The organism is Mesorhizobium kamtschaticum (assembly GCF_056174585.1).
This window is the reverse complement of record NZ_CM149691.1, coordinates 5,508,649-5,529,591: the sequence shown is the minus strand read 5'-3', so window position 1 is coordinate 5,529,591 and position 20,943 is coordinate 5,508,649. Positions and strand designations below refer to the sequence as shown.

Below are 20,943 nucleotides of genomic sequence, written 5' to 3'. Positions count from 1 at the left end.
CGTGGCCTCCGAAGCACCACCATTCTGGTGGGAAGAGCCGGACTGGAAGGTCCTGGCGCTATCGCCGCTGTCGGCCGTCTACGCGCTCGTTGCCGGCCGCGGCATGCGGCGGGCGCGGCGCGAGAAGATCGAGGCGCCGGTCCTGTGCATCGGCAATTTCACCGTTGGCGGCACCGGCAAGACGCCGGTGGCGATTGCGCTCGCGCAACAGGCCAAGCGCATGCAGCTCAAACCCGGTTTCCTGTCGCGCGGCCATGGCGGCTCCTTCGCCGAGCCGCATGTCGTCGATTCCCACCACGACAGCGCCAGGCATGTTGGCGACGAGCCGCTGCTGCTTGCCGAACACGCCCCCGTCGCGGTGACACCGAACCGCGCCGCCGGCGCCCGGCTGCTGCTGGAAAAGCACGGCTGCGATTTCCTGATCATGGACGATGGCTTTCAGAGCGCGCGCATCCATATCGATTACGCGCTGGTCGTGGTCGATGCCCGCTACGGCATCGGCAATGGCCGCGTCATTCCGGGCGGGCCGCTCAGGGCCAAGATCGTCGACCAGCTGGTCTTCACTAGCGGGCTGTTGAAGATGGGCGAGGGCAGTGCGGCCGATGCCGTGGTGCGCCAGGCGGCGCGCGCCGGCCGGCCGATCTTCGAGGCTCATACGGAGCCAAGCAGCAAGGCAGGGCTTGCCGGCAAGCGGTTCCTCGCCTTCGCCGGCATCGGCCATCCCGACAAATTCTTCGACACGGTGCGCGAGGCTAGCGGCGAGGTGGTTTTCTCAAAACCCTTTCCGGACCATCACTTTTATGCCGAGGACGAGCTGGCCGAACTGGCGACGACGGCGCACACCGAAGGTCTTAGCCTTATCACCACGGCCAAGGACGCTGCCCGGCTGCGCCACGGCGCCTCACAGGATTTTCTCGACAAACTCGAGGTGCTGGAAATCGATACGGTTTTCGAACTCGACAATGTGCCGGAACGCATCATCCACGAGACGTTGGATGCGTGGCGCCAGCGCAAGCTCAAGGGTTAGCAATTCCAGGAAAAGTGTGACGCGGTTTTCCGTTCGGAATTGCGTCAAACAAAAAGTTAGCCCCGCTTGCGCAGCTCCGGATGCACCTCGATCTCGCGGCGCAGCGAAGCGGTGGCGTTCACGTAAGGCTCCTGCCTGGCGACGCTCCAGTATTTCAGCTCATCGAGCGGAATGCTCTCACCGGTCACGGCGCAGCGCACGAACGAGCCGGGGCTGGTGACCTGGAAATCGCCATCGAGATAGCGGATGCGGGCTTCCTTGCCGCCCGGGCCTTCGAAACGGTTCATCATGCGGTGGTGCCAAGTGTCATACAGATTTCATCGCCACAAATCTGCGGCCGGGTCAAGCATGTGACAAGCCTCGGACAATGCTGAGGCGTTACGAGAGGCCGAAAAGCGCTTTTATCGGGGGCATGATGGATATTTCTTCCGCCCGCCTGGCTTCCTTGCTCAAGGAGGCGATGACGCCGCAACCCGTGCCGTTGGCGAAAGCCGATCCGGTCAGGACGGCGCTGGTCAGGGAACTGGTCCAGCCCGCCGCGCCCTCTCTGTTCGCTCAACGCACGGCGCCCGCTTTGTTGGCGATGCCCGCGGCACCGATGGCCGTCAAATCGCAGCAGATTGCTTCTTCCGGCATCGTCGAGGCCTATCAGGCCCAGCTCGACGCGAGGGATGAGGCGGTGCTGGCTGAGGTTGTCGCGAGGAAAGCAGCACCAGAAGCCGAAACGCAGCGAGGCTTCGTGCCGCCTTCGGCAACGGCCAATGACAACGCACCGGTCAGGGCGGCGGGGGTCTCGTTGCTGTCGTTCATTCCGCCGCCGGCTCCCGTCTCGCGCAGCAGTCCCGCTCTGGATGCGCCGGCCGGACGGCTAAGGCCTGCCAATCAATCCCAGGCTGCGGCATCCAACCCCGAGGGCCTGCTGGTGAGGATCGGCTTTGTCTCGATCATGACCGGCCTGTTGGCAACCATGATCTTTGGGTTCGTTCTGCTGCTGCTTCGCTGAACGTCGAATCAGCGATAGGCCAGCAGACCTAGCGCTCGGCTTCGATGAACGCCTCGATCTTGTCCGGCGCCAATCCGGCCTGTTGCGCGATGCGGCGGGCGAGGTCGGCCGCGGCGGTGCGTGGGCGTCCCAGCGGCCGGTCGAGCCAATAGGACACCGGATTGAGCGCGGTGCGCTCGTCGACGGCGGTGATGCGGCCCGACTGCAGCTGATATCCGGTCAGCGGCGGACGCGCCAAGGCAATACCCAGCCCATAGGCGGCAGCATCCAGCACCAGATTATAGTCCTCGAAGCGGCGATCCTGCGGGCGCGGACGATAGTCCATGCCTTGTGCCGCGAACCAGGCGCGCCAGCCGGAGGCGTCGGAATCGTTGATCAGTGGAAATTTGAGCAGCCTGGCCGGGTCGCCGCGGCCTATCTCGCGTACCAGTTCCGGTGAGGCGATGGGGAAGACATGTTCTTCGAACAGTTGCACCGAAACGCGGCCCGGAATGCCGCCACGGCCGCAGCGGATCGACAGATCGATGCCTTCATCGGCAAGGTCGGCTTGGCGGATGTCGACATCGAGCACGATGCGCAGTTTGGTGGGATTGTTCTCCAGTGCCGCCATGCGCGGCATCAGCCACAGCCCGCTGACCGAGGGGATCGAGGTCAGCCGCACCACCGCAGTGCCGCGCGGCTCGACCCAGCGGTCGGAATGGCTTGATATCAGTGCGAAGGCTTCCGCTGTGCGCAGATGCAGCCGGTTGCCTTCGATCGTCAGCGAGACGCCGCGCGCGCCGCGATCGAACACTTTCAACCCGAGCCAGTCCTCGAGCTTGGCGATCTGCCGGCTGACGGCGCCATGGGTGATGTTGAGTTTTTCGGCCGCCGCCGAAAAACTGCCCGTGCGCGCCGCCGCATCGAATGCACGCAGGGTTTCGAGCGGCACCATTGTATCCGAGCTGTGATCCACAGTCACAGGTGATCCTCGATTTGGTCGTTTGTCAACAAGCGGGAAAAGGCGTTTTGTGCCTTTCAGGACGCAAGAACACGAGGACAGTGAGATGAGCGCGATGACGGGCACGTGGAATCAGACACAGCGCATGGACACCACGGCCGCCATCGCCGTGGCGCTGACGGTGGTTGGCTGGGCTTCGGCCTTCCCGGCCATTCGCGCCGGCCTCGCCGCCTTTGGGCCGCTGGAACTGGGCGCCCTGCGCTTTGCCATTGCCGCGGTGCCGGCGGCGATCTTCCTTGCCGTCAAGCGTCCGGCGCTGCCCAGGCTCGACGAGGTATGGCGCCTCGTCTTTGGCGGGGCCATTTTCGTCGCGCTCTATACCGTCATGCTCAATTTCGGCGAACTGACCGTCTCGGCCGGTGCCGCCGGCTTCATCATCAACGTCAGCCCGATCTTCACCGCCATCATGGCCATGGCATTGCTCGGCGAACGCTTCTCAAGCTGGGCCTGGTTGGGCACGGCCATTTCTTTCGCCGGCATCGGCATCATCGCCGTGGCCGACGGCAACGGCCTGCACTTCAATGCCGGCGCGCTGCTGGTTCTTGGCTCCGCGCTGTGCTCGGCCGTCAACACCATCGTCCAGAAGCCTCTGTTTGCCCGTCATCACCCGCTGACCATCTCCGCATCGAACATGATCCTTGGCGCACTTTGCCTGTCACCGTTTCTGCCAAGCGGCTTTGCACAGGCAGCGGTCGCCAACACAGCCGGCCTCGGCGCCGTCATCTTTCTCGGCATCGTGCCCAGCCTGATCGCCTACGCCGCCTGGGCGATGGCCTTGTCGCGCCTGCCGGCAGCGCGTGCTTCGAACTTCCTCTACCTTGTCTCGCCAATGTCCGCCCTGATCGGCTTCTTCTGGCTGGGCGAAGTGCCGACGCTGCTCGGCATCCTCGGCGGCGCGCTGGCGCTCGGCGGCGTCATCGTGGTGAATTTGAAGAGGTGAAACAGAGGGTTGGAGGCGTTTGCGGACTCAAATCCGAAACCGTATCCGCCGGTATGCAGACACCCAGGGAAAGGGCCATTATGGTGAGCCGCTTTCACTGGGGGACGGAATGGGAAAACTGCTCGTATCGGCACTCTTTTGCGTTTTGCTGCTGACCGGGGAAGCCGCCGCAGGCTGGTATCAGGTCGAAAACTACGCAGGAACCATCGGGCCTGATCCGGTCCATCTGTCGCTGCAGAGATATGACAGTTTCGGCAGCGGCATTACCGTCGAGGGAAGTTACTTCCGCGACACGAAGCAGAGGCCGATCGCGCTGTATGGCACCGTCAACGGCACCAAAATCTCGCTTTGCGAGATTGCGGACGACAAGGAATTCTATCGGGTCATGGTGATGGGGTCAAAGACGCCAGTCGACACCGCCGGATGCCCGTTTACCATCGATGTCGACGCGGACGGCGCGACGGGAAGCTTGAGCAAGGGTGCCGATAAATTGCCCGTCATTCTCAAGAAGGTCGCGAGCCTTGATGACACCGGCGACGCAAAGATCGTCGGCCCCGTCGAGATTCCCTTCTGGGCGGAGACCGCCGCCAACAGGTTCGCCGGCGTCTACGTGAACACCAGCGGCGGCATCTGCATGACGAAAATGCAGGTGATCAAGAAGAGCACCGGCAAGGTCGTCCAGCAAATCCGCTTCGATGACCATGATTGCAACGCGGGCATGCTGATGACGCCCATCTACATGAATGTCCAAAAGTCGGTGGAGCACGGCAAGGACATCATTTCCGTGAATTTTCGTGGCGGCGGCGCCGGCTACACGACGGACTATGTCTTCAATCGCGCGACCAGGAAATATCAGCAGAAGAAGTAACGGCGTTGGCCGCTGGCCGTTACCGCCGCCCGAACAGCCGCTCGATATCCGCCAGCTTGAGCTCGATATAGGTCGGGCGGCCGTGGTTGCAGGTGCCGGAGCCCGGCGTCGCCTCCATCTGGCGCAGCAGTGCGTTCATTTCCTCGGCCTTGAGCAGCCGGCCGGAGCGGACCGAGCCATGGCAGGCCATGGTGGCGGCGATCTTGTCCAGCCGCTCCTTCAGTGTCTCGACCGTATCATTGTCGGCGATCTCGTCGGCGAGGTCGCGCACCAATTGCCCGACATTGGTCTCGCCCAGCATTGACGGCGTCTCGCGCACGGCGACAGCGCCTGGGCCGAAACGCTCGATGCCGAGCCCGAATCGGGCGAGCGTTTCGGAGTGCATGGCGAGCCGCTCGGCATCCTCTTCCGGCAGGTCGATGATTTCAGGCAGGAGCAGCATCTGTGAGGGGACGGGTCGCGAGTGCAGCGCGTTCTTCAGGGCTTCGTAAACCAGCCGCTCATGCGCCGCATGCTGGTCGACGATGACGAGCGAATCCCTGGTCTGGGCAACGATGTAGTTTTCGTGCACCTGGGCGCGTGCCGCGCCGAGCACCGCGCCAAGCAGCGTCTCGGCCGGCATATCCTGGCTGGCGCGCGCATCGGCGCTGGCAAGCGGGCCGGCATCGAACGCCGCCTGGTCAGGCTCACCAAAGCCGCCATTCCTTGCGCCGGCGCGTTGAAAGCCCGCACCTTCGAATTGCATGTCGAGCGGCCGCTGCGGCGAGCGCGAGGGGTCGAAACCGGCGGAGCCGGACGCACGATAGGCCGCGTCGTAGCTGCGATGGCCGTTGGCCGGGCCGCCGTGACCGTAGGATGCCGCACCTGGCCGGAACGCCGCTATCATGCCGGCGGCGCCCGTAGTGGCAGAACGGATGCCGGCATCGGCGAGTGCCTGCCGAATGGCGCCGACGATCAGCCCGCGCACCAGGCCCGGGTCGCGGAAGCGCACATCGGCCTTGGCCGGGTGGACGTTGACGTCGACGATGGCCGGATCGAGCGAAAGAAACAGCACCGTCACCGCATGGCGGTCGCGCGGCAGGACATCGGCGAAGGCGCCGCGAATGGCTCCGGCGATCAGCTTGTCGCGCACCGGCCTGCCATTGACATAGGCATATTGCTGCAGCGCATTGGCGCGGGTGAAGGATGGGATCGACACGTGGCCGGTCAGATGCACGCCTTCGCGCATCGCGTCGATGGCGATGGAATTGTCGGGAAACTCGGCCCCCATCACCTGGGCGACGCGGCGCAGGCTGCCCTCCGGACTGTCGTCGGTCGCCGGCAATTCCAGCGTCGAGCGGTCGGAGCCGGCCAGCGTGAACCGCACGGTGGGGAAAGCGATGGCGATGCGCTTGACCACATCGCTGGTCGCCGAGCTTTCGGCGCGCTCGCCCTTCATGAATTTCAGCCGGGCCGGCGTGGCGAAGAACAGGTCGCGCACTTCGACGGTGGTGCCGCGGTTGGCGGCCGCCGGCCGAACGGGCAAGATGCGGCCGCCCTCGATGCCGATTTCGGCGGCGCTGTCGCCTGAGGCCGTGCGCGACCGGATCGACAGCCGCGACACCGAGCCGATCGACGGCAGCGCTTCACCGCGAAAGCCGAGCGAGCGGATGTCGTTGATGTCCTCGACGAGCTTGGAGGTGCAATGGCGTGCGATTGCCAGCGAAAGCTCCTGTTCGGGGATGCCGGAGCCGTCATCGGTGACGCGGATCAGGTTCAGCCCGCCGCCCGACGTGACGATTTCGACGCGTGATGCGCCGGCATCGAGTGCGTTCTCGACCAGTTCCTTGACCACGCTTGCCGGACGCTCGATGACTTCGCCGGCGGCGATCTGGTTGATCATCGTTTCGGAAAGCTGGCGAATGGGCATCGGCGCACTATAGGCGGATTCGTGTCGTGCGGGAGGGGAGAATTGTCAGAGTGGATCAGTTTGCAGTGCGGATTTCGCGCACGCCCTTGCGCAGCCGCCGGCGCAGCAGATTGCGCAACGTCACCCCGTCGCCATAGCCGACCTTGGCGGCGATCTCCTCGACGCTATCGGATGTGGTCTTCAACAAATGCACAGCCTGCTCGACGCGCAGATCCTGGAAATAGGACAGCGGCGTCTTGCCAAGTACGTCGTTGACCCGCCGCGACAGCGTCCGCTTGCTGGCACCCAGCGCCGCTGCTGCTTCGTCGAGATTGAAACCGGCGGCGAGATGGCCGCGCGCCCAGCGCTCGAAACGTTCGACCAGCGGGTTCGAATGGGCGAGGTGGTCGGAGATTGCATAGGCCGATTGCAACGGCCGGCTGTCGACGATGAGGTATTTCGCAGTCAGCGCGGCGAGCTCCGGACTGGTCTGGCGGATCACCATCAAAGCGAGGTCGATATGGCCGAGCGCCGCACCGGCGGTTGCGAACTGGCCATCATTGATCAGCATGCGCGAGGCGTCGAGCCGCACTTGCGGGTAACGTTGCCGGAACATCGGCGCCAGCCACCAGGTCGTGGTTGAAGGCCGGCGGTCGAGCAGGCCGGTCTCCGCGAGGATGAAAGTGCCGATGCAGGCAGCGCCGATGCGCGTGCCGGCTTCGGCGGCGGCGCGCAACGCCTTGGTCGCCTCCGCAATGTCGCTTCGCTTCAGCGCGTCGCCAAGCGGGCCTGGCATCTTCTGGCCGATCGCCGGGATCACCAGCCAATCGGGGGTCGGCTCCGTGCCCATCGAGATGACCGGCACCCGGAGGCCTTGCCCGGTGTGGACCGTGTCGCTCACCCCGACAACGGTCGTGGCGAAATGGCCGGGCGGCGATGCCAGCATCCCAGCCAGTTCGTTGGCGGTGCCGAAAACGTCGAGCATGGTGGCCAGTCCGGTGTCGAAGACGCCGTCAAGCGCAAGGACGGAAATGTTCATGGCAATAATGATATCAAAGATGTCATTTTTGCCAATACGGTTTCCGCTTCGATGCTGCGATTGTGCCTCCGACGGCCCTTGGCCGTACAAACCACGAGGAGAAGACACATGATCAAACTCGCATTGTTCGCGCGCTTCGAAGCCAAGCCCGGCAAGGAGCAGGACGTCGCCGCGTTCCTCAAAACCGGGCTTCAGCTGGCCAATCAGGAGGCAAAGACACCGATCTGGTTCGCTCTGCGGCTTTCGCCAAGCGTCTTCGGCGTGTTCGATGCCTTTCACGACGAGGCAGGGCGGCAGGCGCATCTCACCGGCGAGATAGCCAAGGCACTGATGGCCAATGCTGAAACGCTGTTTGTTGGCCCGCCGACCATCGACAAGATCGACGTGCTCGGCCTCAAGAATGACGGCTCGGTCTGATCTCTTTCAGCATGCGAACGCAATCCGGTCACGCGCCGGATTGCGCCGGCGAAGCTACGCCTGCGCCGCCAGCCAATCCCTGACCTTGCGGGCATTGTCGCTAAGCTCCCGGTTCTTCGGCCATATGACGTAGAATCCGATGCCGGTCCTCAGCACATGATCCGTCACCGGCACCAACAGTCCTGATGACACGAGGCGCTCGACCAGATGCCGCCAGCCGAGCGAGATGCCTTGTCCCTCCATGACCGCCTGAATCACCAAGGCATAGTCATTGATGCGCAACCCGCGCTCAGCATTACGGAGGCTGGTTCCTGCGGACGCGAACCATTCGTCCCAGTTCGGGGCTTCGCGGTAGGGCTCCTCAAGATGGATGAGTCGGTGCGTTGCCAGTTCCTCGACAGTCTTCGGCAGCCCAAACTTCGCCAGATAGTTGGGGCCTGCGACCGGGAAGATCTCCTCGTCAGAGAGCGACAGCGAATGATAGTCCGGCCAGTCGCGCGGCACGCCGCCGCGCACGCCGAGCGGGATGCCCTCGGCGATGATGTCGAGGTCGCGGTCGGCGGTCTGGATGCGCAGATCAACGCCAGGCAGTTCGTCGCGGAATTGCTGCAGGCGCGGCATCATCCAGAACGAACCAAAGGCGGTCGAGGCGGCCAGCGTGACATGGCCGCCGGTCGCCTGCAGGCGCAGATCCTCCGCCGACTTGCGGATATGCGACAGCCCTAGCGAGACGTCGGCGTGGAAGCGCTCGCCGGCCTCTGTCAGGAGAACCTGGCGGTGGCGGCGCTGGAATAGCTTGGCGCCGAGCTGCTCCTCCAGCCCGCGCACGGCATAGGAAACGGCGGCCTGTGTCATGCCGAGCTCCCGCCCGGCAGCGGTGAAACTCGACAGCCGCCCGGCGGCTTCGAAGACGATCAGGCTGCCGGCGGAGGGCAGCAGATGGCGCAGGCTTCGCATAAACTCAGCTTATACAAGAGATCAGGATTTTCCAGCGTCACAGCTGCATTTTGTCTCTCTAGATTGATGGCCTCTGGGAGGATGGAGTTTCCATGAACGCACCGGCCGTTGAAGTGACCGAACCTGCCCACCGTCGAGCGGGTGGCCGCCTGGGGCGCAAGGTGCTGCGGGGAATTCCCATGGCGTCTTTTCCGACCCTGGTCCGTAAGATCCCCGTGTATGAGATGGTCCCGGATGAGGCGGTGGAACTCATCCACCAGGAGTCGCTCTCGATCCTCGAAGAGGTGGGATGCGAGTTCCGCGACGACGAGGCGATTGCACTGTGGAAAGCTGCGGGAGCCGATGTCTCGGACACAAGAGTCCGGATCGACCGTGCGCTCCTGATGGAGCTCATATCGAAGGTTCCGTCGGAGTTTACGCTCAATGCGAGGAATCCGCAGCGTACAGTGCGGGTAGGCGGCAACAACTCCATCTTCGTGCCGATGTACGGCGCGCCTTACGTGCGCGACCTCGACAACAACAGGCGCTACGGGACGCTCGCCGACCTGCAGAACTTCCACAAACTCTCCTACATGGCGCCGGCGCTGCACTCGTCGAGCTCGGTCATCTGCGAGCCGATGGAAATTGCGGTGCCGAAGCGTCACCTCCACATCATCCACTCGGCGCTGAAGCACTCGGACAAACCGTTCATGGGCATCGTGACGTCCAGGGAACGAGCGGAGGACACGATGGCCATGGCAGGCATCGTGTTCGGCGAGGACTATGTCCGCGACAACCCAGTGCTGGTGTCGATCACAAACTGCAATTCGCCGCTTGTATGGGACGCCACCATGCTGGACGCGATGAAGGTCTATGCGCGCCACAACCAGCCGCTCATCCTCGCGCCCTTCGCCCTTTGCGGCGCCTCGACTTCGGCGTCTGCCGTGGGTGCGGTCGCGCAGGTCAACGCTGAAGCGCTGGCCGGCGTCGCGTTCACACAGCTGCTGCGTCCTGGGTCGCCGCAGCTCTACGGACAATTCATGGTTACGGTCGACATGAAAACCGGCGCTCCGATGGGCGGCACGCCGGAGGCTGCCCAGATGATGTATCTGATGGGAGCCCTGGCGCGGAAATACCGGCTGCCGTGGCGCACCTCCGGCTTCCATGTCGGGTCGAAACTGAATGACGCCCAGGCAGGCTACGAGTTCGAACATGCTGATGCATGCCGCCATCCTTTCCGGCGCCAACTACATCTGGCACTCCGCCGGATGGCTAGAGGCCGGCTTGACTTGCGGCTACTCAAAATTCGCCACCGACTGCGAACAGCTTGTCGGCTGGTACAAATATGCTGGCGGGCTGCCGTTCGACGATTTCAAGGAAGCCATGGCGGCGATCCGCGAGGTCGGGCCGCAGGGCCATTTCCTCGGCACCCAGCACACGCTTGAACATTTCGAGTCGGCCTTCTTCATGCCCTCGATCATGGACTTCAACTCGTTCGAACAGTGGAAGGCTGAAGGGGCGAAGGACCATGACACCCGCGGCCGCGAGAAAGCGCGCAACATGCTCGCCGATTATGAGGAGCCGAAGCTCGATGAAGGTATCGCCGAGGGGCTGACGGATTTCATTGCGCGGCGCGAGGAGGCGCTGCCAAACAGCGTCAGCTGACGCGACGGACGAACAATCAACGGGAACAAAAAAGGGAGAAAAAAATGACATTCTTCAGAAGCAATGGCGACCGCGTGCCGGGCGCTATCGAGGCAATGGCGAAAGAGACGCGTGCAGGCCGCATGGACCGGCGCGAATTCTTGGCGCTGGCCAGCGCCTTCGGCGCCTCGACGGCTTTCGCCTATAGCATGATCGGCCTTGCCGCGCCCACAAAAGCCCTGGCCGACGAACCGAAAAAGGGTGGAACGCTGCATGTCGCGATGTCGGTCAAGGCACAGAAGGATCCGCGTACCTATGACTGGACCGAGATGGCAAACGTCACCCGTTGTTGGCTGGAGCCGCTCGTCCGCTACACGCACCAATTCACTTTCGAGCCAGTTCTGCTCGAAAGCTGGGACGTCAATGACGACGCCACCGAATATACACTGCATCTGCGCAAAGGCATCACCTGGAACAATGGCGATGCCTTCAACGCCGATGACGTGGTCTCCAATCTGAACCGCTGGTGCGAGAAGGGTGCTTCCGGCAATTCCATGGCGGCACGCGTCGGCGCGCTGATCGACACAAAGACTGGCAAGGCGAAGGATGGCGCCATCACCAGGGTCGACGACCTCACGGTCAAGCTGAAGCTGTCCGAACCTGACATCGCGATCATACCCGGCTTCACCGACTATCCGGCGCTGGTCGTGCATCGCGACTTCGACAAGGATGGAGCCGACCCGCTCAAGAAGCCAATCGGTACCGGACCTTTCGAGTTGGTGTCGTATTCAGTGGGCTCGAAGGCGGTCGTCAAGCGTCGCGAGAACGGCAAGTGGTGGGGCGGTGAAACGCCGCTCGACGGTGTCGAATTCATCGACTACGGCACCGACTTCAACGCGACGCTGAATGCCTTCGAATCCGGCGAGATCGACCTCGACTTCGAAACACCGGCCGACTTCATCGACGCCCTTGATAAGATGGATCTGGTGAAATCGGAGGTCGCGACAGCGACCACGCTCGTTGCCCGCACCAACATCACCCACAAGCCTTATGACGATCAGCGGGTACGCAATGCGCTGCAGATGGCCGTCGACAACAATGCCGTCATGCAGCTGGGCTACGCCGGGCTCGGCACGGTTGGCGAGAACCACCACGTCGCCCCGATCCATCCCGAATACTATCCGCTACCCAAGAAGACGCGGGATGCCGCGGCCGCCAAGAAACTGATGGCGGATGCCGGGCAGGCCGACTTCGAGCATGAGCTTATCACCGTCGAGGACGAATGGCAGAAGAACACCGGCGATGCGATCGCCGGCCAATTGCGCGATGCCGGTATCAAGGTCAAGCGTACGGTGCTGCCGGGTTCGACCTTCTGGAATGACTGGACGAAGTATCCGTACTCGATGACCATCTGGTACATGCGGCCGCTGGGCGTCCAGGTGCTGGCGTTGGGATATCGCACTGGCGAGGCCTGGAACGAAACGGCCTATGCCAACCCGGATTTCGACGCCAAGCTGAAGCAGGCGCTCTCGCTCGCCGATCCTGCCAAGCGCAAGGAGGTGATGAAGGACGTCGAGCAGATCCTGCAGGATTCCGGCGTCATCATTCAGCCGTTCTGGCAGAAGCTCTACTGCCACATGAGCAAGAAGGTGAAGAACTACGGAATGCACCAGACCTACGAAATGGACTTCCAGAACGTCTGGCTCGACGCCTGATATAACTCCCGAGACTTGCAAGCAATCGCCGCCGGCACCTCTGAAAAAAGGTGCCGGCGGCCCGTAAATCACTGACAAGCAATTGGCGCAGGCACAATGTCCGACGACGAGATCATCCTTTCTGAACTTTCCGACGACGAGTTGGTGCAGCAGATGCACGACGATCTCTATGACGGGTTGAAGGAAGAGATCGAGGAAGGCACCAACATCCTGCTCGAGCGCGGCTGGGTGCCTTACAAGGTGCTGACCGAAGCGCTGGTCGAAGGCATGCGCATCGTCGGCGAGGATTTTCGCGACGGCATCCTGTTCGTTCCCGAAGTGCTGTTGTCGGCCAACGCCATGAAGGCCGGCATGTTCATCCTGCGTCCGCTGCTCGCCGCCACCGGCGCGCCCAAGCAGGGCAAGATGGTGATCGGCACCGTCAAGGGCGACATCCACGACATCGGCAAGAACCTCGTCGGCATGATGATGGAAGGCGCCGGCTTCGATGTCATCGATCTCGGCATCAACAATGCGGTCGAGAAATATCTCGATGCGATCGAAAAGCACCAGCCCGACATCATCGGCATGTCGGCACTGCTGACCACGACCATGCCCTACATGAAGGTCGTCATCGACACGATGAAGGAAAAGGGCATCCGCGACGACTACGTCGTGCTGGTTGGCGGCGCGCCGCTCAACGAGGAATTCGGCAAGGCCGTCGGCGCCGACGCCTATTGCCGCGATGCCGCGGTGGCGGTCGAGACCGCCAAGGACTACATGAAGCGCAAGCACAACGTCCGCGCTTGAGCACAACAGTTCGATCCAGCTTTGTGACCGAGAGCGCCGTCATGCACTGGGATGGCAAGATGGCCAGAATCGCTTGGCTCGAAGGGAGCTAAGGTCCGTATGCGTATCGAGTCGATCAAAGTCTATCAGATGTCTCTGCCTGTCAAAGGCGGTGCCTACCGGATGGCCAGCGATACCGTGCAGGATCTGGACAGCACGCTCGTTGAAGTGACCACCGAGGACGGGCTGTCAGGCTGGGGTGAGACTTGCCCGGTCGGCCCTGTTTATCAGCCCCAACATGCTCTGGGTGCGAGAGCGGCAATTGCCGAAATAGCGCCTGGGCTCGTTGGCGAGGACACTACGTCGATGCGCCGCCTCGCGAAGAGAATTGACGAGCGGTTGAACGGTCACAACTATGCCAAGGCGGCTCTCGATATAGCTCTCCTCGACCTCGCCGGCCAACGGCTGGGCGTTCCGGTTTCGACACTTCTGGGCGGTGCGCTCACCGACCGTGTGCCGTCCTACTACTCGACTATTGTCGGTGCACCGGACGAGACTGCGCGCATTGCCGTCGACAAGGTCAAGGCCGGATACCCACGGCTTCAGATCAAGATCGGCGGACGGGACCTCGAACAAGACGTCGCCACCGTGCACAAGGTATGGGAAGCGGTTGGCTTCAAGGCCCGGATAGCCGTCGACGCCAATCGTGGCCTCACCACCGCGGCGACGCTCCACATCGATCGGCTTTGCCAGGCAATCCCGTTTGTGTTCGAACAGCCTTGTAACACCATGGAGGAAGTCGCGAGCCTCAAGGGACGCGTTACCCACCCGGTATACCTCGACGAGAATACCGAGGATTTGAATGCCGTCCTGCGGGCAGTTTCTTCAGGTATCGCGGACGGATTCGGATTGAAGGTGACCCGCCTTGGCGGCCTCACCAAGATGGCCACGGTCCGCGACCTGTGTGCGATACGATCTCTTCCGCACAGTTGCGACGACGCCTGGGGTGGCGACGTCATCGCCGCGGCATGCGTGCACCTGGCCGCTACCGTCGAGCCGAGACGCTTTGAAGGCGCCTGGATCGCGCAGGAATACATCGAAGGGCATACCGATCCCGTAAATCCCATCGTCATCGAAAACGGGCATATACACGTCCCCCAGATGCCAGGGCTTGGTGTCAAGCCTGAGCGCTCCCGACTCAGAGCGCCGATTGCGACTTTCGGAGGCTGAGGATCCTGTGATGCTCGCGGCGATTGTATCTGGCCAGTATCGTCTGCAATTGCGAACCTCCAGAACATCTGGCAGGGCATCTGAGGCTGGCGCGGCAGGGCTTCATGAGCCGCAAGAAAACCGGTATGCAGGATGCGTGGTGTTGATTGCCTCAAGCCATCAAAAGCCGGAGATTCTGCATGAGACTGACAGTGCTCCTTGCCGCCCTTGCGACAGCCTTGCCCGCAACCGCCTTCGCCGGACCTGCGTCCGACGCCGTGAAGTTCTTCTATGTTCCGGCGGTCAAATTCGAGGCCGATGCACAATACCGGGATCGCTTCACCGAGCCGGTGACGAAACTGTTCGATCTCAACGATCAGGCGACCAAAAGAATCCCGACCAGGTCGCTTGTATCGACTTCGATCCTGGTCTTGATGCGCAGGATTTCGATCAGAAAACGGTCTCCAAGACCCTGAAACTGTCCGAGACGGTGGATGGCGACACGGCGCAAGTGGTGGCGAACTTCAGCCTTTTTCCGGACGGAGACGATTCGCAACGCGAAATGCACTGGTCGCTGAAGAAGGTCGATGGCAAGTGGAAGATATCGGACATTGCTTCGAAGACCAGCGACTGGACGCTGAGCAAGCTCGAATGCGTGGCGGGTCAGGATCCGGGGTGACGCCATGGGCCTTGGCCGTTCCGGCCGAGGCGTCGAATCGGGGGATTTATGTCGCTGCTTGCCATCCCTGACGCGCCAAGCTTGCTAAATTTGGTGGAACGTCAAGCACTTCGACTGTAGTGTGAAGGCTATGTAACAAAGCCACGATGGCGGCTGCGTAGCTTGGCGGAGCGCCGTTCATACGAGAAATTCAAATTGGTGATTCGGTTTTGACGTCACGTTGCTTTCGACGAGGCAACGCGCTAGACTTCTTCCGCTTGGTTGTGAACGAATCTCTTGTTCCATTTAGGGGGAATGATCATGAAAATTCTAGGCTACCTATTATCTTCGCTGTTTCTCGCTTTGGCGATGGCGGTGATTGCTACGCCGGCTTCCGCGCAGGCAACCCGGACATGGGTTTCCGGTGTTGGTGACGACGCCAATCCCTGCAGCCGCACGGCGCCTTGCAAGACTTTCGCCGGCGCAATCTCGAAGACCGCGACCGGCGGCGAAATCAACTGCATCGATCCAGGTGGCTTCGGTGCGGTGACAATTACCAAGTCGATGACCATCGCTTGTGAGGATGTCGAGGCAGGTGTGTTGAACGCAGGGACGAATGGGATCATCGTCAATGCGTTGGCCACTGACGTTATCGTTCTTCGTGGTCTCGATATCGACAGCACGCCGGCCACGCCCGGTCTCAACGGAATCCGGTTTCTTGCCGGCGCCGCGCTGCATGTCGAGGATTGTGTCATTCGTGACAACACTGGCGCTGGCGTCGGGAACGGCAACGGAATCTTGTTCGCGCCGTCGGGCACAGCCGAACTCTATGTCCGCGACACAATCATCACCGGCAACAATGACGGCATTCATATCCAGCCAACCGGTGCCGGCGTCGCCAAGGTCGTCATCGAGACCTCGTCGATCGAGAACAACAACCTGGCCGGGGTGAAGGCGGACGGCACCAGCAACACTGGTGGCTCGAACACGACCATTGTTAACAGCAATGTCTCGGGCAATACCAATGCCGGTATCAGCATACTGAATCCGGGCGGCGGGCCGGCCATCAACCTCATGGTCGACGGCGTTACCGTGGCCAACAACGGTGCGGCCGGCGGCCTGCGCGTCGACGGAGCAAATGCGACAATCCGTGTCGGCAGATCGAGCATCTCCGGCAACACCACCGGAACGGCCATCGTCAATGGCGGCGTGATTTCGTCCTACGGCACCAACCAGCTCAACGGCAACACGTCGGACGGTCCGAATCCACCGACCATTCCGCAGAAATAGCTGTTGACAGCAATGGTGCGCGCAGGATGACTGCGTGAACCCACGAAATGCTCCGCGCAGGCGACTGCGCGGAGCAAGCAATTGAGGCGGTCCGGGCTATCTGCGCCAGTGAGTTCAGCATGTCCATGAATCGGGTCCGAAGGCCATCGGCTGGATTCTCAGCCACCTCGACTGCCTCGCCGGCCGAATCCCGCAATGCAGCCGTCCGCTTCAGTCTCGTGGCTCTGTCGATCGCTGGCATGCTGTCCGTGGCAGCAGGTGGCAGCGCTGTGGCGCAAGGGTTGTTTGGCGCGCCCCCGGCAAACGCTCCGGCGAACGGCGCGCCCTCGGCTGGCGCTCCTGCCGACAGCGGGACGCCGCCCGCCAACGCACCGGGCGGTGCGGCAGAACCGGCAACGCCGCCGGTTGCATGGCCGCCCAGCCAACCTGCCGCGCCCATCCAGGCTGGATCGCCGACAGCGGTGGTGCGGCCGTTCTACGATCAGGTCGGCCTGGAGATCGATCCGGCGCAGCGCAGCCATTTCATCGATCCGGCCAAAACCGTGCTCGACAAGAGCGACGCGCTGCGCAAATCCGGGCAGGGCGAGTGCCTCGATCCCAACATGGCGCTGGACAATGCCGATTACGACAAGGACGAGATCGACAAGAGCCTCAAAACGCTCGAAGCGATCAATGGCGACCAGGCCAAGGTCATCGTCGCCTTCGTCGTCGCCGGCAACCCGCACCGTCTTGAATGGAAGCTCAAGAAGGTCGCCGGCGACTGGAAGATATCGGACCTGCTGTCGGTGACCGGCGAGTGGGCGCTCAGCCAGTATCAGTGCGAATGAGGGCCGAACTAGCCGCGCCCGCGATAGGGCGCAACGCCGGTGTCGGGCAACCAGGCGCCTTCCGGTGGGGCGCCGGTCTGCCAGAACACATCGATCGGAATGCCGCCGCGCGGATACCAATAGCCGCCTATGCGCAACCACAGCGGCTTGGTTGCTGCCACGATGCGGCGGCCGATCATGACGGTACAATCTTCATGGAAGGCGCCATGGTTGCGAAACGAGGTCATGAACAGCTTCAGCGACTTCGATTCCACCAAAGCCGCATCGGGTGCGTAGTCGATGACGATATGGGCGAAATCCGGCTGGCCGGTCACCGGGCACAGCGAGGTGAATTCCGGGCAGGTGAAGCGCACGATCGCCGGCGGGCCGTCGCCGCGCGAAAACGGCACGGTCTCCAGGACCGCTGCTTCGGGGCTCTGTGGCGTCTCGACGTGGGCGCCGAGCTGGGTAAGGGTTTTGGTATCGATCATGAGCGGGATCTCTTTCAATTTTCGCCGCTCCTTAGCACCGGACCGAAAAGTGTGCAGCGGTTTTCGGACGAATCCGGTGCTTAAATAGGAACTGGAGCAGTGCATGCTGCTCCAACACAATTTGAAACAGCAGGAAGACGATGACCTCCAACGACCCGCTTCTCCAGCCCTACCAGCTCAAGCATTTGACGCTGAAGAACCGGGTGATGTCGACCAGCCATGAGCCGGCCTATTCCGAGGACGGCATGCCGAAACAACGCTACCGGCTCTACCATGCCGAGAAGGCCAAGGGCGGTATGGCGCTGACCATGACCGCCGGCTCAGCCATCGTTTCACGCGACAGTCCCGCCGCCTTCGGCAATCTGCATGTCTATGACGACCGCATCGTGCCGTGGCTGGCCGAACTCACTGAGGCCTGCCACGAGCACGACTGCAAGGTGATGATCCAGATCACCCATCTCGGCCGCCGCACCGGCTGGAACAAGGCCGACTGGCTGCCGGTGCTGTCCGCCTCGCCGGTGCGCGAGCCGGCGCACCGCGCTTTCCCGAAGACGATCGAGGACTGGGACATCGAGCGCATCGTCGCCGATTATGCGTCGGCTGCCCAGCGTTGCCAGGCCGCTGGCCTCGACGGCATCGAGTTCGAGGCCTACGGCCATCTGATGGATGGCTTCTGGTCGCCGGCCACCAATCATCGCGACGACCAGTATGGTGGCTCGCTCGACAATCGCCTACGCTTCACCAACATGGTGCTGGATGCCGTGCGGGCAGCGGTCGGCGAAAAATTCGTCGTCGGTATCCGCATGGTCGCCGACGAGGACTTTGAGAAAGGCCTGTCGAAGGAGGAGGGTGTCGAGATCGCCAAGCGGCTGGCCGGCTCCGGCAAGGTCGATTTCCTCAACATCATCCGCGGTTCGATCGAAAGCGACGCGGCACTCACCAAGGTCATCCCGGTGACCGGCATGCGGTCTTCGCCGCATCTCGATTTCGCCGGCGAGGTGAGGGCGGCGACGAAGTTCCCGACCTTCCACGCGGCGCGCATTTCCGATGTCGCCACCGCGCGCCATGCGATCGCGACAGGCAAGCTCGACATGGTCGGCATGACCCGCGCCCACATCGCTGATCCGCACATCATCAGGAAGGTGATGGAGGGCCGCGAGCACGAGATCCGCCCCTGTGTCGGCGCCACCTATTGTCTCGACCGCATCTACGAAGGCGGCGAGGCGCTGTGCGTCCACAATGCGGCGACCGGCCGCGAGGCCGAGATTCCGCACATCATCGTCAAGACGGAAGGCCCCAAGCGGAAAGTCGTCGTCGTCGGTGCTGGCGCCGGCGGGCTGGAGGCGGCGCGTGTCGCAGCCGAGCGCGGCCATCATGTCACGATCCTGGAGGCATCGTCGCAAGCGGGCGGCCAGGTGCGGCTGGCGACGCAGAACCCGCGCCGCAAGGAATTGATCGGCATCATCGACTGGCGACTGGCCGAACTCGACCGGCTCGGCGTCGAAATCCGCTACGATACCTGGGCGGAAAAGGACGATGTTCTGGCGCTGGCGCCCGATGTCGTGGTCGTTGCCACCGGCGGCCTGCCACAGAACCCGCCGCTGACGGCGGGCGACAATCTCGTCACCTCGAGCTGGGACATCATGGCCGGCAGCGTCAAGCCGGCCGAGAACGTCCTGCTCTTTGACGACAATGGCGGCCATCAGGGCATGGGCGCGGCCGAGTTGATCGCCAACAGCGGCGCGAGGCTGGAACTGGTTTCGCCGGAGCGTTTCTTCGCCCCCGAAATGGGCGGCATGAACCATGTGCCGTATATGCGCGCCTTCCAGGAAAAGGGCGTCACCATCACCATCAACACGCGCCTGCGCTCGGTGCGGCGCGAGGGCAATCAACTGGTCGCGGAACTGGCTTCGGACTTTGCCGATGGCTGGCGCGGCGAGCGTTGGGTCGACCAGGTGGTGGTCGAGCACGGCACGGCGCCGCTCGACGATCTCTACCTCAGCCTGAAACCGCTGTCGAAGAATGGCGGCGCGGTCGACTACGAACGTCTGGTCAGCGGTGGCGACATTTTCCCGGCACGCAATCCCGAAGCCGGCTTCGTGCTGCTGCGCATCGGTGACGCGGTCGCCTCGCGCAACATCCACGCCGCCATCTATGACGGGATAAGGTTCGGCCTGCGCATCTGATCCACTCACGCCGGCATGTTGAACGGCGTGATGATCTGGATGTTGGACGCGCCTGGCGCGACCGATTTCGGCAACGCGCCCTGTGCCCGCATGATGTGGATGCAGGCTGTGCGCATATCTTGCCTGAGATCGTGATGCAGCACGGCCGAGATACGCCGGCTTCGCAGCAAGTCGAGATTGTCGGCGTCGAGATCGTGGCCGATGAACACCCGGCAGGGCCGTTTCATCTCGGCGAATGCCTGCACAATGGAGGCATTTCCGCCGCCGATGGAGTATACGGCTGCAATGTCGGGATGATTTATCAGCGCGGCGCGGACCAGCTCGCCCGTCGCGCGATCGATGCCGTGCCCTTCGCTGATGTCGACGATCCCAAGGTCTGGAAGGTTTTCGCGCAAGGCGCGGCGAAAGCCGATTTCGCGCTCCTCCTCGCCCCGGAACCGGTTGCTGCTCAAGGTGACCAGGACATCGGCGCGACGTCCGCCAAGCCATGCGCCGATCAGATAGGCCGCCGTTTCGCCGGCGGCGCGGTTGTCGACGCCGACATAGGCCAGCCTCCGGCTGTTCGGCAGATCGGTGACCAGCGTCACGACAGGTATTCCCGACTGAACGACCCGATCCACCGCGGCCGAGATCTCCGGAATATCAGGCGCCTTGAGGAAAATACCGTTGCTGCCGCGACGGGCAATCGCGTCGAGCAGGGAAACGGTGTTCGCAGCCGCTCGCATTTCGGCTAGATGGTAGCGTGACCGGAACACGGCCGGATGCAGGCCCGGCATCTCGACCTCCAGCGCCGTGCGCACCGCCTCGGTGAAGCGCAGCGGAGCCTCCATGACAAGATCAAGAATGAATTTGCGGCCCGACAAGCCGAGCTGGGAGCGTTGCGTTTCCAGTTCGCGGATCGCCTGCTCGATACGGCGGATAGTGTGCTGACGCACACCGCTGCGCCCATGCAGGACACGGTCGACCGTGGCGATGCTGACGCCGGCCTGCTGGGCGATGTCCTTCACCAGGAATGGATGCGACATCAGCCGTCTCGTCAATCCTGAGGTGTTTTTGAG

Annotated in this window: 18 protein-coding genes and 2 pseudogenes; 13 read left to right on the top strand and 7 right to left on the bottom strand. The window is 62.7% G+C overall.

Annotation, left to right across the window (positions count from 1 at the left end):
• Nucleotide 1: 1 nt before the first annotated feature.
• Nucleotides 2-1,027: a tetraacyldisaccharide 4'-kinase gene (gene lpxK / locus AC0V7N_RS27525; protein WP_475451352.1), complete on the top strand. Its 1,026-nt coding sequence runs from the start codon at nucleotides 2-4 to the stop codon at nucleotides 1,025-1,027.
• Between the two features lie 56 nt (nucleotides 1,028-1,083).
• Here lpxK and AC0V7N_RS27520 read toward each other — a convergent pair whose 3' ends face one another.
• A complete protein-coding gene (locus AC0V7N_RS27520; RefSeq protein ID WP_027057465.1) occupies nucleotides 1,084-1,317 on the bottom strand; it encodes a DUF2093 domain-containing protein in 234 nt (77 codons plus the stop codon).
• A gap of 155 nt (nucleotides 1,318-1,472) precedes the next feature.
• Here AC0V7N_RS27520 and AC0V7N_RS27515 point away from each other — a divergent pair, with 155 nt between their 5' ends.
• Nucleotides 1,473-2,030 (top strand): hypothetical protein, encoded by a 558-nt coding sequence (locus AC0V7N_RS27515; RefSeq protein ID WP_496627406.1) that lies wholly within the window; start codon nucleotides 1,473-1,475, stop codon nucleotides 2,028-2,030.
• Between the two features lie 28 nt (nucleotides 2,031-2,058).
• Here AC0V7N_RS27515 and AC0V7N_RS27510 read toward each other — a convergent pair whose 3' ends face one another.
• Entirely contained in the window at nucleotides 2,059-2,964 is a 906-nt protein-coding gene (locus tag AC0V7N_RS27510; protein WP_475451350.1) for a LysR family transcriptional regulator, read from the bottom strand.
• Between the two features lie 112 nt (nucleotides 2,965-3,076).
• On the opposite strand from AC0V7N_RS27510, the gene AC0V7N_RS27505 reads away from it, so the two are divergent.
• Complete coding sequence (locus AC0V7N_RS27505) at nucleotides 3,077-3,970, top strand: EamA family transporter (protein WP_496627405.1); 894 nt, start codon at nucleotides 3,077-3,079, stop codon at nucleotides 3,968-3,970.
• A gap of 109 nt (nucleotides 3,971-4,079) precedes the next feature.
• Nucleotides 4,080-4,838, top strand: coding sequence for a hypothetical protein (locus tag AC0V7N_RS27500; RefSeq protein WP_475451349.1), 759 nt, complete (start codon nucleotides 4,080-4,082; stop codon nucleotides 4,836-4,838).
• Between the two features lie 19 nt (nucleotides 4,839-4,857).
• On the opposite strand, the gene mutL is transcribed toward AC0V7N_RS27500, so the two are convergent.
• Nucleotides 4,858-6,747 (bottom strand): DNA mismatch repair endonuclease MutL, encoded by a 1,890-nt coding sequence (gene mutL, locus AC0V7N_RS27495; RefSeq protein WP_475451348.1) that lies wholly within the window; start codon nucleotides 6,745-6,747, stop codon nucleotides 4,858-4,860.
• Nucleotides 6,748-6,802: 55 nt separating this feature from the next.
• A complete protein-coding gene (locus tag AC0V7N_RS27490; RefSeq protein ID WP_475451347.1) occupies nucleotides 6,803-7,765 on the bottom strand; it encodes a GlxA family transcriptional regulator in 963 nt (320 codons plus the stop codon).
• 108 nt (nucleotides 7,766-7,873) lie between these two features.
• On the opposite strand from AC0V7N_RS27490, the gene AC0V7N_RS27485 reads away from it, so the two are divergent.
• Nucleotides 7,874-8,182, top strand: a complete 309-nt coding sequence (locus tag AC0V7N_RS27485) for a putative quinol monooxygenase (RefSeq protein WP_475451346.1) — start codon at nucleotides 7,874-7,876, stop codon at nucleotides 8,180-8,182.
• Nucleotides 8,183-8,236: 54 nt separating this feature from the next.
• Here the strand turns inward: AC0V7N_RS27485 and AC0V7N_RS27480 are convergent, their stop codons facing one another.
• Nucleotides 8,237-9,139: a LysR substrate-binding domain-containing protein gene (locus AC0V7N_RS27480; RefSeq protein ID WP_475451345.1), complete on the bottom strand. Its 903-nt coding sequence runs from the start codon at nucleotides 9,137-9,139 to the stop codon at nucleotides 8,237-8,239.
• Between the two features lie 92 nt (nucleotides 9,140-9,231).
• On the opposite strand from AC0V7N_RS27480, the pseudogene AC0V7N_RS27475 reads away from it, so the two are divergent.
• The 7 genes and pseudogenes from AC0V7N_RS27475 (at nucleotide 9,232) to AC0V7N_RS27445 (ending at nucleotide 17,229) form a co-directional block, all read left to right on the top strand.
• Nucleotides 9,232-10,783 (top strand): annotated as a pseudogene (locus tag AC0V7N_RS27475) (trimethylamine methyltransferase family protein).
• 44 nt (nucleotides 10,784-10,827) lie between these two features.
• Complete coding sequence (locus AC0V7N_RS27470; protein ID WP_475451344.1) at nucleotides 10,828-12,477, top strand: ABC transporter substrate-binding protein; 1,650 nt, start codon at nucleotides 10,828-10,830, stop codon at nucleotides 12,475-12,477.
• Nucleotides 12,478-12,573: 96 nt separating this feature from the next.
• The gene (locus AC0V7N_RS27465) at nucleotides 12,574-13,266 is read left to right on the top strand and encodes a cobalamin B12-binding domain-containing protein (RefSeq protein WP_475451343.1); all 693 of its coding nucleotides are present in this window, start codon (nucleotides 12,574-12,576) and stop codon (nucleotides 13,264-13,266) included.
• 99 nt (nucleotides 13,267-13,365) lie between these two features.
• The gene (locus AC0V7N_RS27460; RefSeq protein ID WP_475451342.1) at nucleotides 13,366-14,475 is read left to right on the top strand and encodes a mandelate racemase/muconate lactonizing enzyme family protein; all 1,110 of its coding nucleotides are present in this window, start codon (nucleotides 13,366-13,368) and stop codon (nucleotides 14,473-14,475) included.
• Between the two features lie 179 nt (nucleotides 14,476-14,654).
• Nucleotides 14,655-15,133: pseudogene (locus AC0V7N_RS27455) on the top strand (DUF3828 domain-containing protein).
• Between the two features lie 300 nt (nucleotides 15,134-15,433).
• Nucleotides 15,434-16,402, top strand: coding sequence for a right-handed parallel beta-helix repeat-containing protein (locus AC0V7N_RS27450; protein WP_475451341.1), 969 nt, complete (start codon nucleotides 15,434-15,436; stop codon nucleotides 16,400-16,402).
• Nucleotides 16,403-16,641: 239 nt separating this feature from the next.
• Nucleotides 16,642-17,229: a YqhG/Tai3 family protein gene (locus AC0V7N_RS27445; RefSeq protein WP_475451340.1), complete on the top strand. Its 588-nt coding sequence runs from the start codon at nucleotides 16,642-16,644 to the stop codon at nucleotides 17,227-17,229.
• Between the two features lie 8 nt (nucleotides 17,230-17,237).
• Here the strand turns inward: AC0V7N_RS27445 and queF are convergent, their stop codons facing one another.
• The gene (gene queF, locus AC0V7N_RS27440) at nucleotides 17,238-17,699 is read right to left on the bottom strand and encodes a preQ(1) synthase (RefSeq protein WP_010915503.1); all 462 of its coding nucleotides are present in this window, start codon (nucleotides 17,697-17,699) and stop codon (nucleotides 17,238-17,240) included.
• A gap of 140 nt (nucleotides 17,700-17,839) precedes the next feature.
• Here queF and AC0V7N_RS27435 point away from each other — a divergent pair, with 140 nt between their 5' ends.
• Nucleotides 17,840-19,885, top strand: a complete 2,046-nt coding sequence (locus AC0V7N_RS27435; RefSeq protein ID WP_475451339.1) for an oxidoreductase — start codon at nucleotides 17,840-17,842, stop codon at nucleotides 19,883-19,885.
• Between the two features lie 5 nt (nucleotides 19,886-19,890).
• On the opposite strand, the gene AC0V7N_RS27430 is transcribed toward AC0V7N_RS27435, so the two are convergent.
• Nucleotides 19,891-20,910, bottom strand: coding sequence for a LacI family DNA-binding transcriptional regulator (locus tag AC0V7N_RS27430; RefSeq protein ID WP_475451338.1), 1,020 nt, complete (start codon nucleotides 20,908-20,910; stop codon nucleotides 19,891-19,893).
• Between the last annotated feature and the right edge of the window lie 33 nt (nucleotides 20,911-20,943).

Excerpts from the sequence above, each read along its gene's own strand:
- AC0V7N_RS27520 (WP_027057465.1), bottom strand. The coding sequence starts at position 1,317 with ATGATGAACCGTTTCGAAGGCCCGGGCGGCAAGGAAGCCCGCATCCGC.
- AC0V7N_RS27510 (WP_475451350.1), bottom strand. The coding sequence starts at position 2,964 with ATGGTGCCGCTCGAAACCCTGCGTGCATTCGATGCGGCGGCGCGCACG.
- AC0V7N_RS27505 (WP_496627405.1), top strand. The coding sequence starts at position 3,077 with ATGAGCGCGATGACGGGCACGTGGAATCAGACACAGCGCATGGACACC.
- AC0V7N_RS27500 (WP_475451349.1), top strand. The coding sequence starts at position 4,080 with ATGGGAAAACTGCTCGTATCGGCACTCTTTTGCGTTTTGCTGCTGACC.
- mutL (WP_475451348.1), bottom strand. The coding sequence starts at position 6,747 with ATGCCCATTCGCCAGCTTTCCGAAACGATGATCAACCAGATCGCCGCC.
- AC0V7N_RS27490 (WP_475451347.1), bottom strand. The coding sequence starts at position 7,765 with ATGAACATTTCCGTCCTTGCGCTTGACGGCGTCTTCGACACCGGACTG.
- AC0V7N_RS27485 (WP_475451346.1), top strand. The coding sequence starts at position 7,874 with ATGATCAAACTCGCATTGTTCGCGCGCTTCGAAGCCAAGCCCGGCAAG.
- AC0V7N_RS27480 (WP_475451345.1), bottom strand. The coding sequence starts at position 9,139 with ATGCGAAGCCTGCGCCATCTGCTGCCCTCCGCCGGCAGCCTGATCGTC.
- AC0V7N_RS27470 (WP_475451344.1), top strand. The coding sequence starts at position 10,828 with ATGACATTCTTCAGAAGCAATGGCGACCGCGTGCCGGGCGCTATCGAG.
- AC0V7N_RS27465 (WP_475451343.1), top strand. The coding sequence starts at position 12,574 with ATGTCCGACGACGAGATCATCCTTTCTGAACTTTCCGACGACGAGTTG.
- AC0V7N_RS27460 (WP_475451342.1), top strand. The coding sequence starts at position 13,366 with ATGCGTATCGAGTCGATCAAAGTCTATCAGATGTCTCTGCCTGTCAAA.
- AC0V7N_RS27450 (WP_475451341.1), top strand. The coding sequence starts at position 15,434 with ATGAAAATTCTAGGCTACCTATTATCTTCGCTGTTTCTCGCTTTGGCG.
- AC0V7N_RS27445 (WP_475451340.1), top strand. The coding sequence starts at position 16,642 with ATGCTGTCCGTGGCAGCAGGTGGCAGCGCTGTGGCGCAAGGGTTGTTT.
- queF (WP_010915503.1), bottom strand. The coding sequence starts at position 17,699 with ATGATCGATACCAAAACCCTTACCCAGCTCGGCGCCCACGTCGAGACG.
- AC0V7N_RS27435 (WP_475451339.1), top strand. The coding sequence starts at position 17,840 with ATGACCTCCAACGACCCGCTTCTCCAGCCCTACCAGCTCAAGCATTTG.
- AC0V7N_RS27430 (WP_475451338.1), bottom strand. The coding sequence starts at position 20,910 with ATGTCGCATCCATTCCTGGTGAAGGACATCGCCCAGCAGGCCGGCGTC.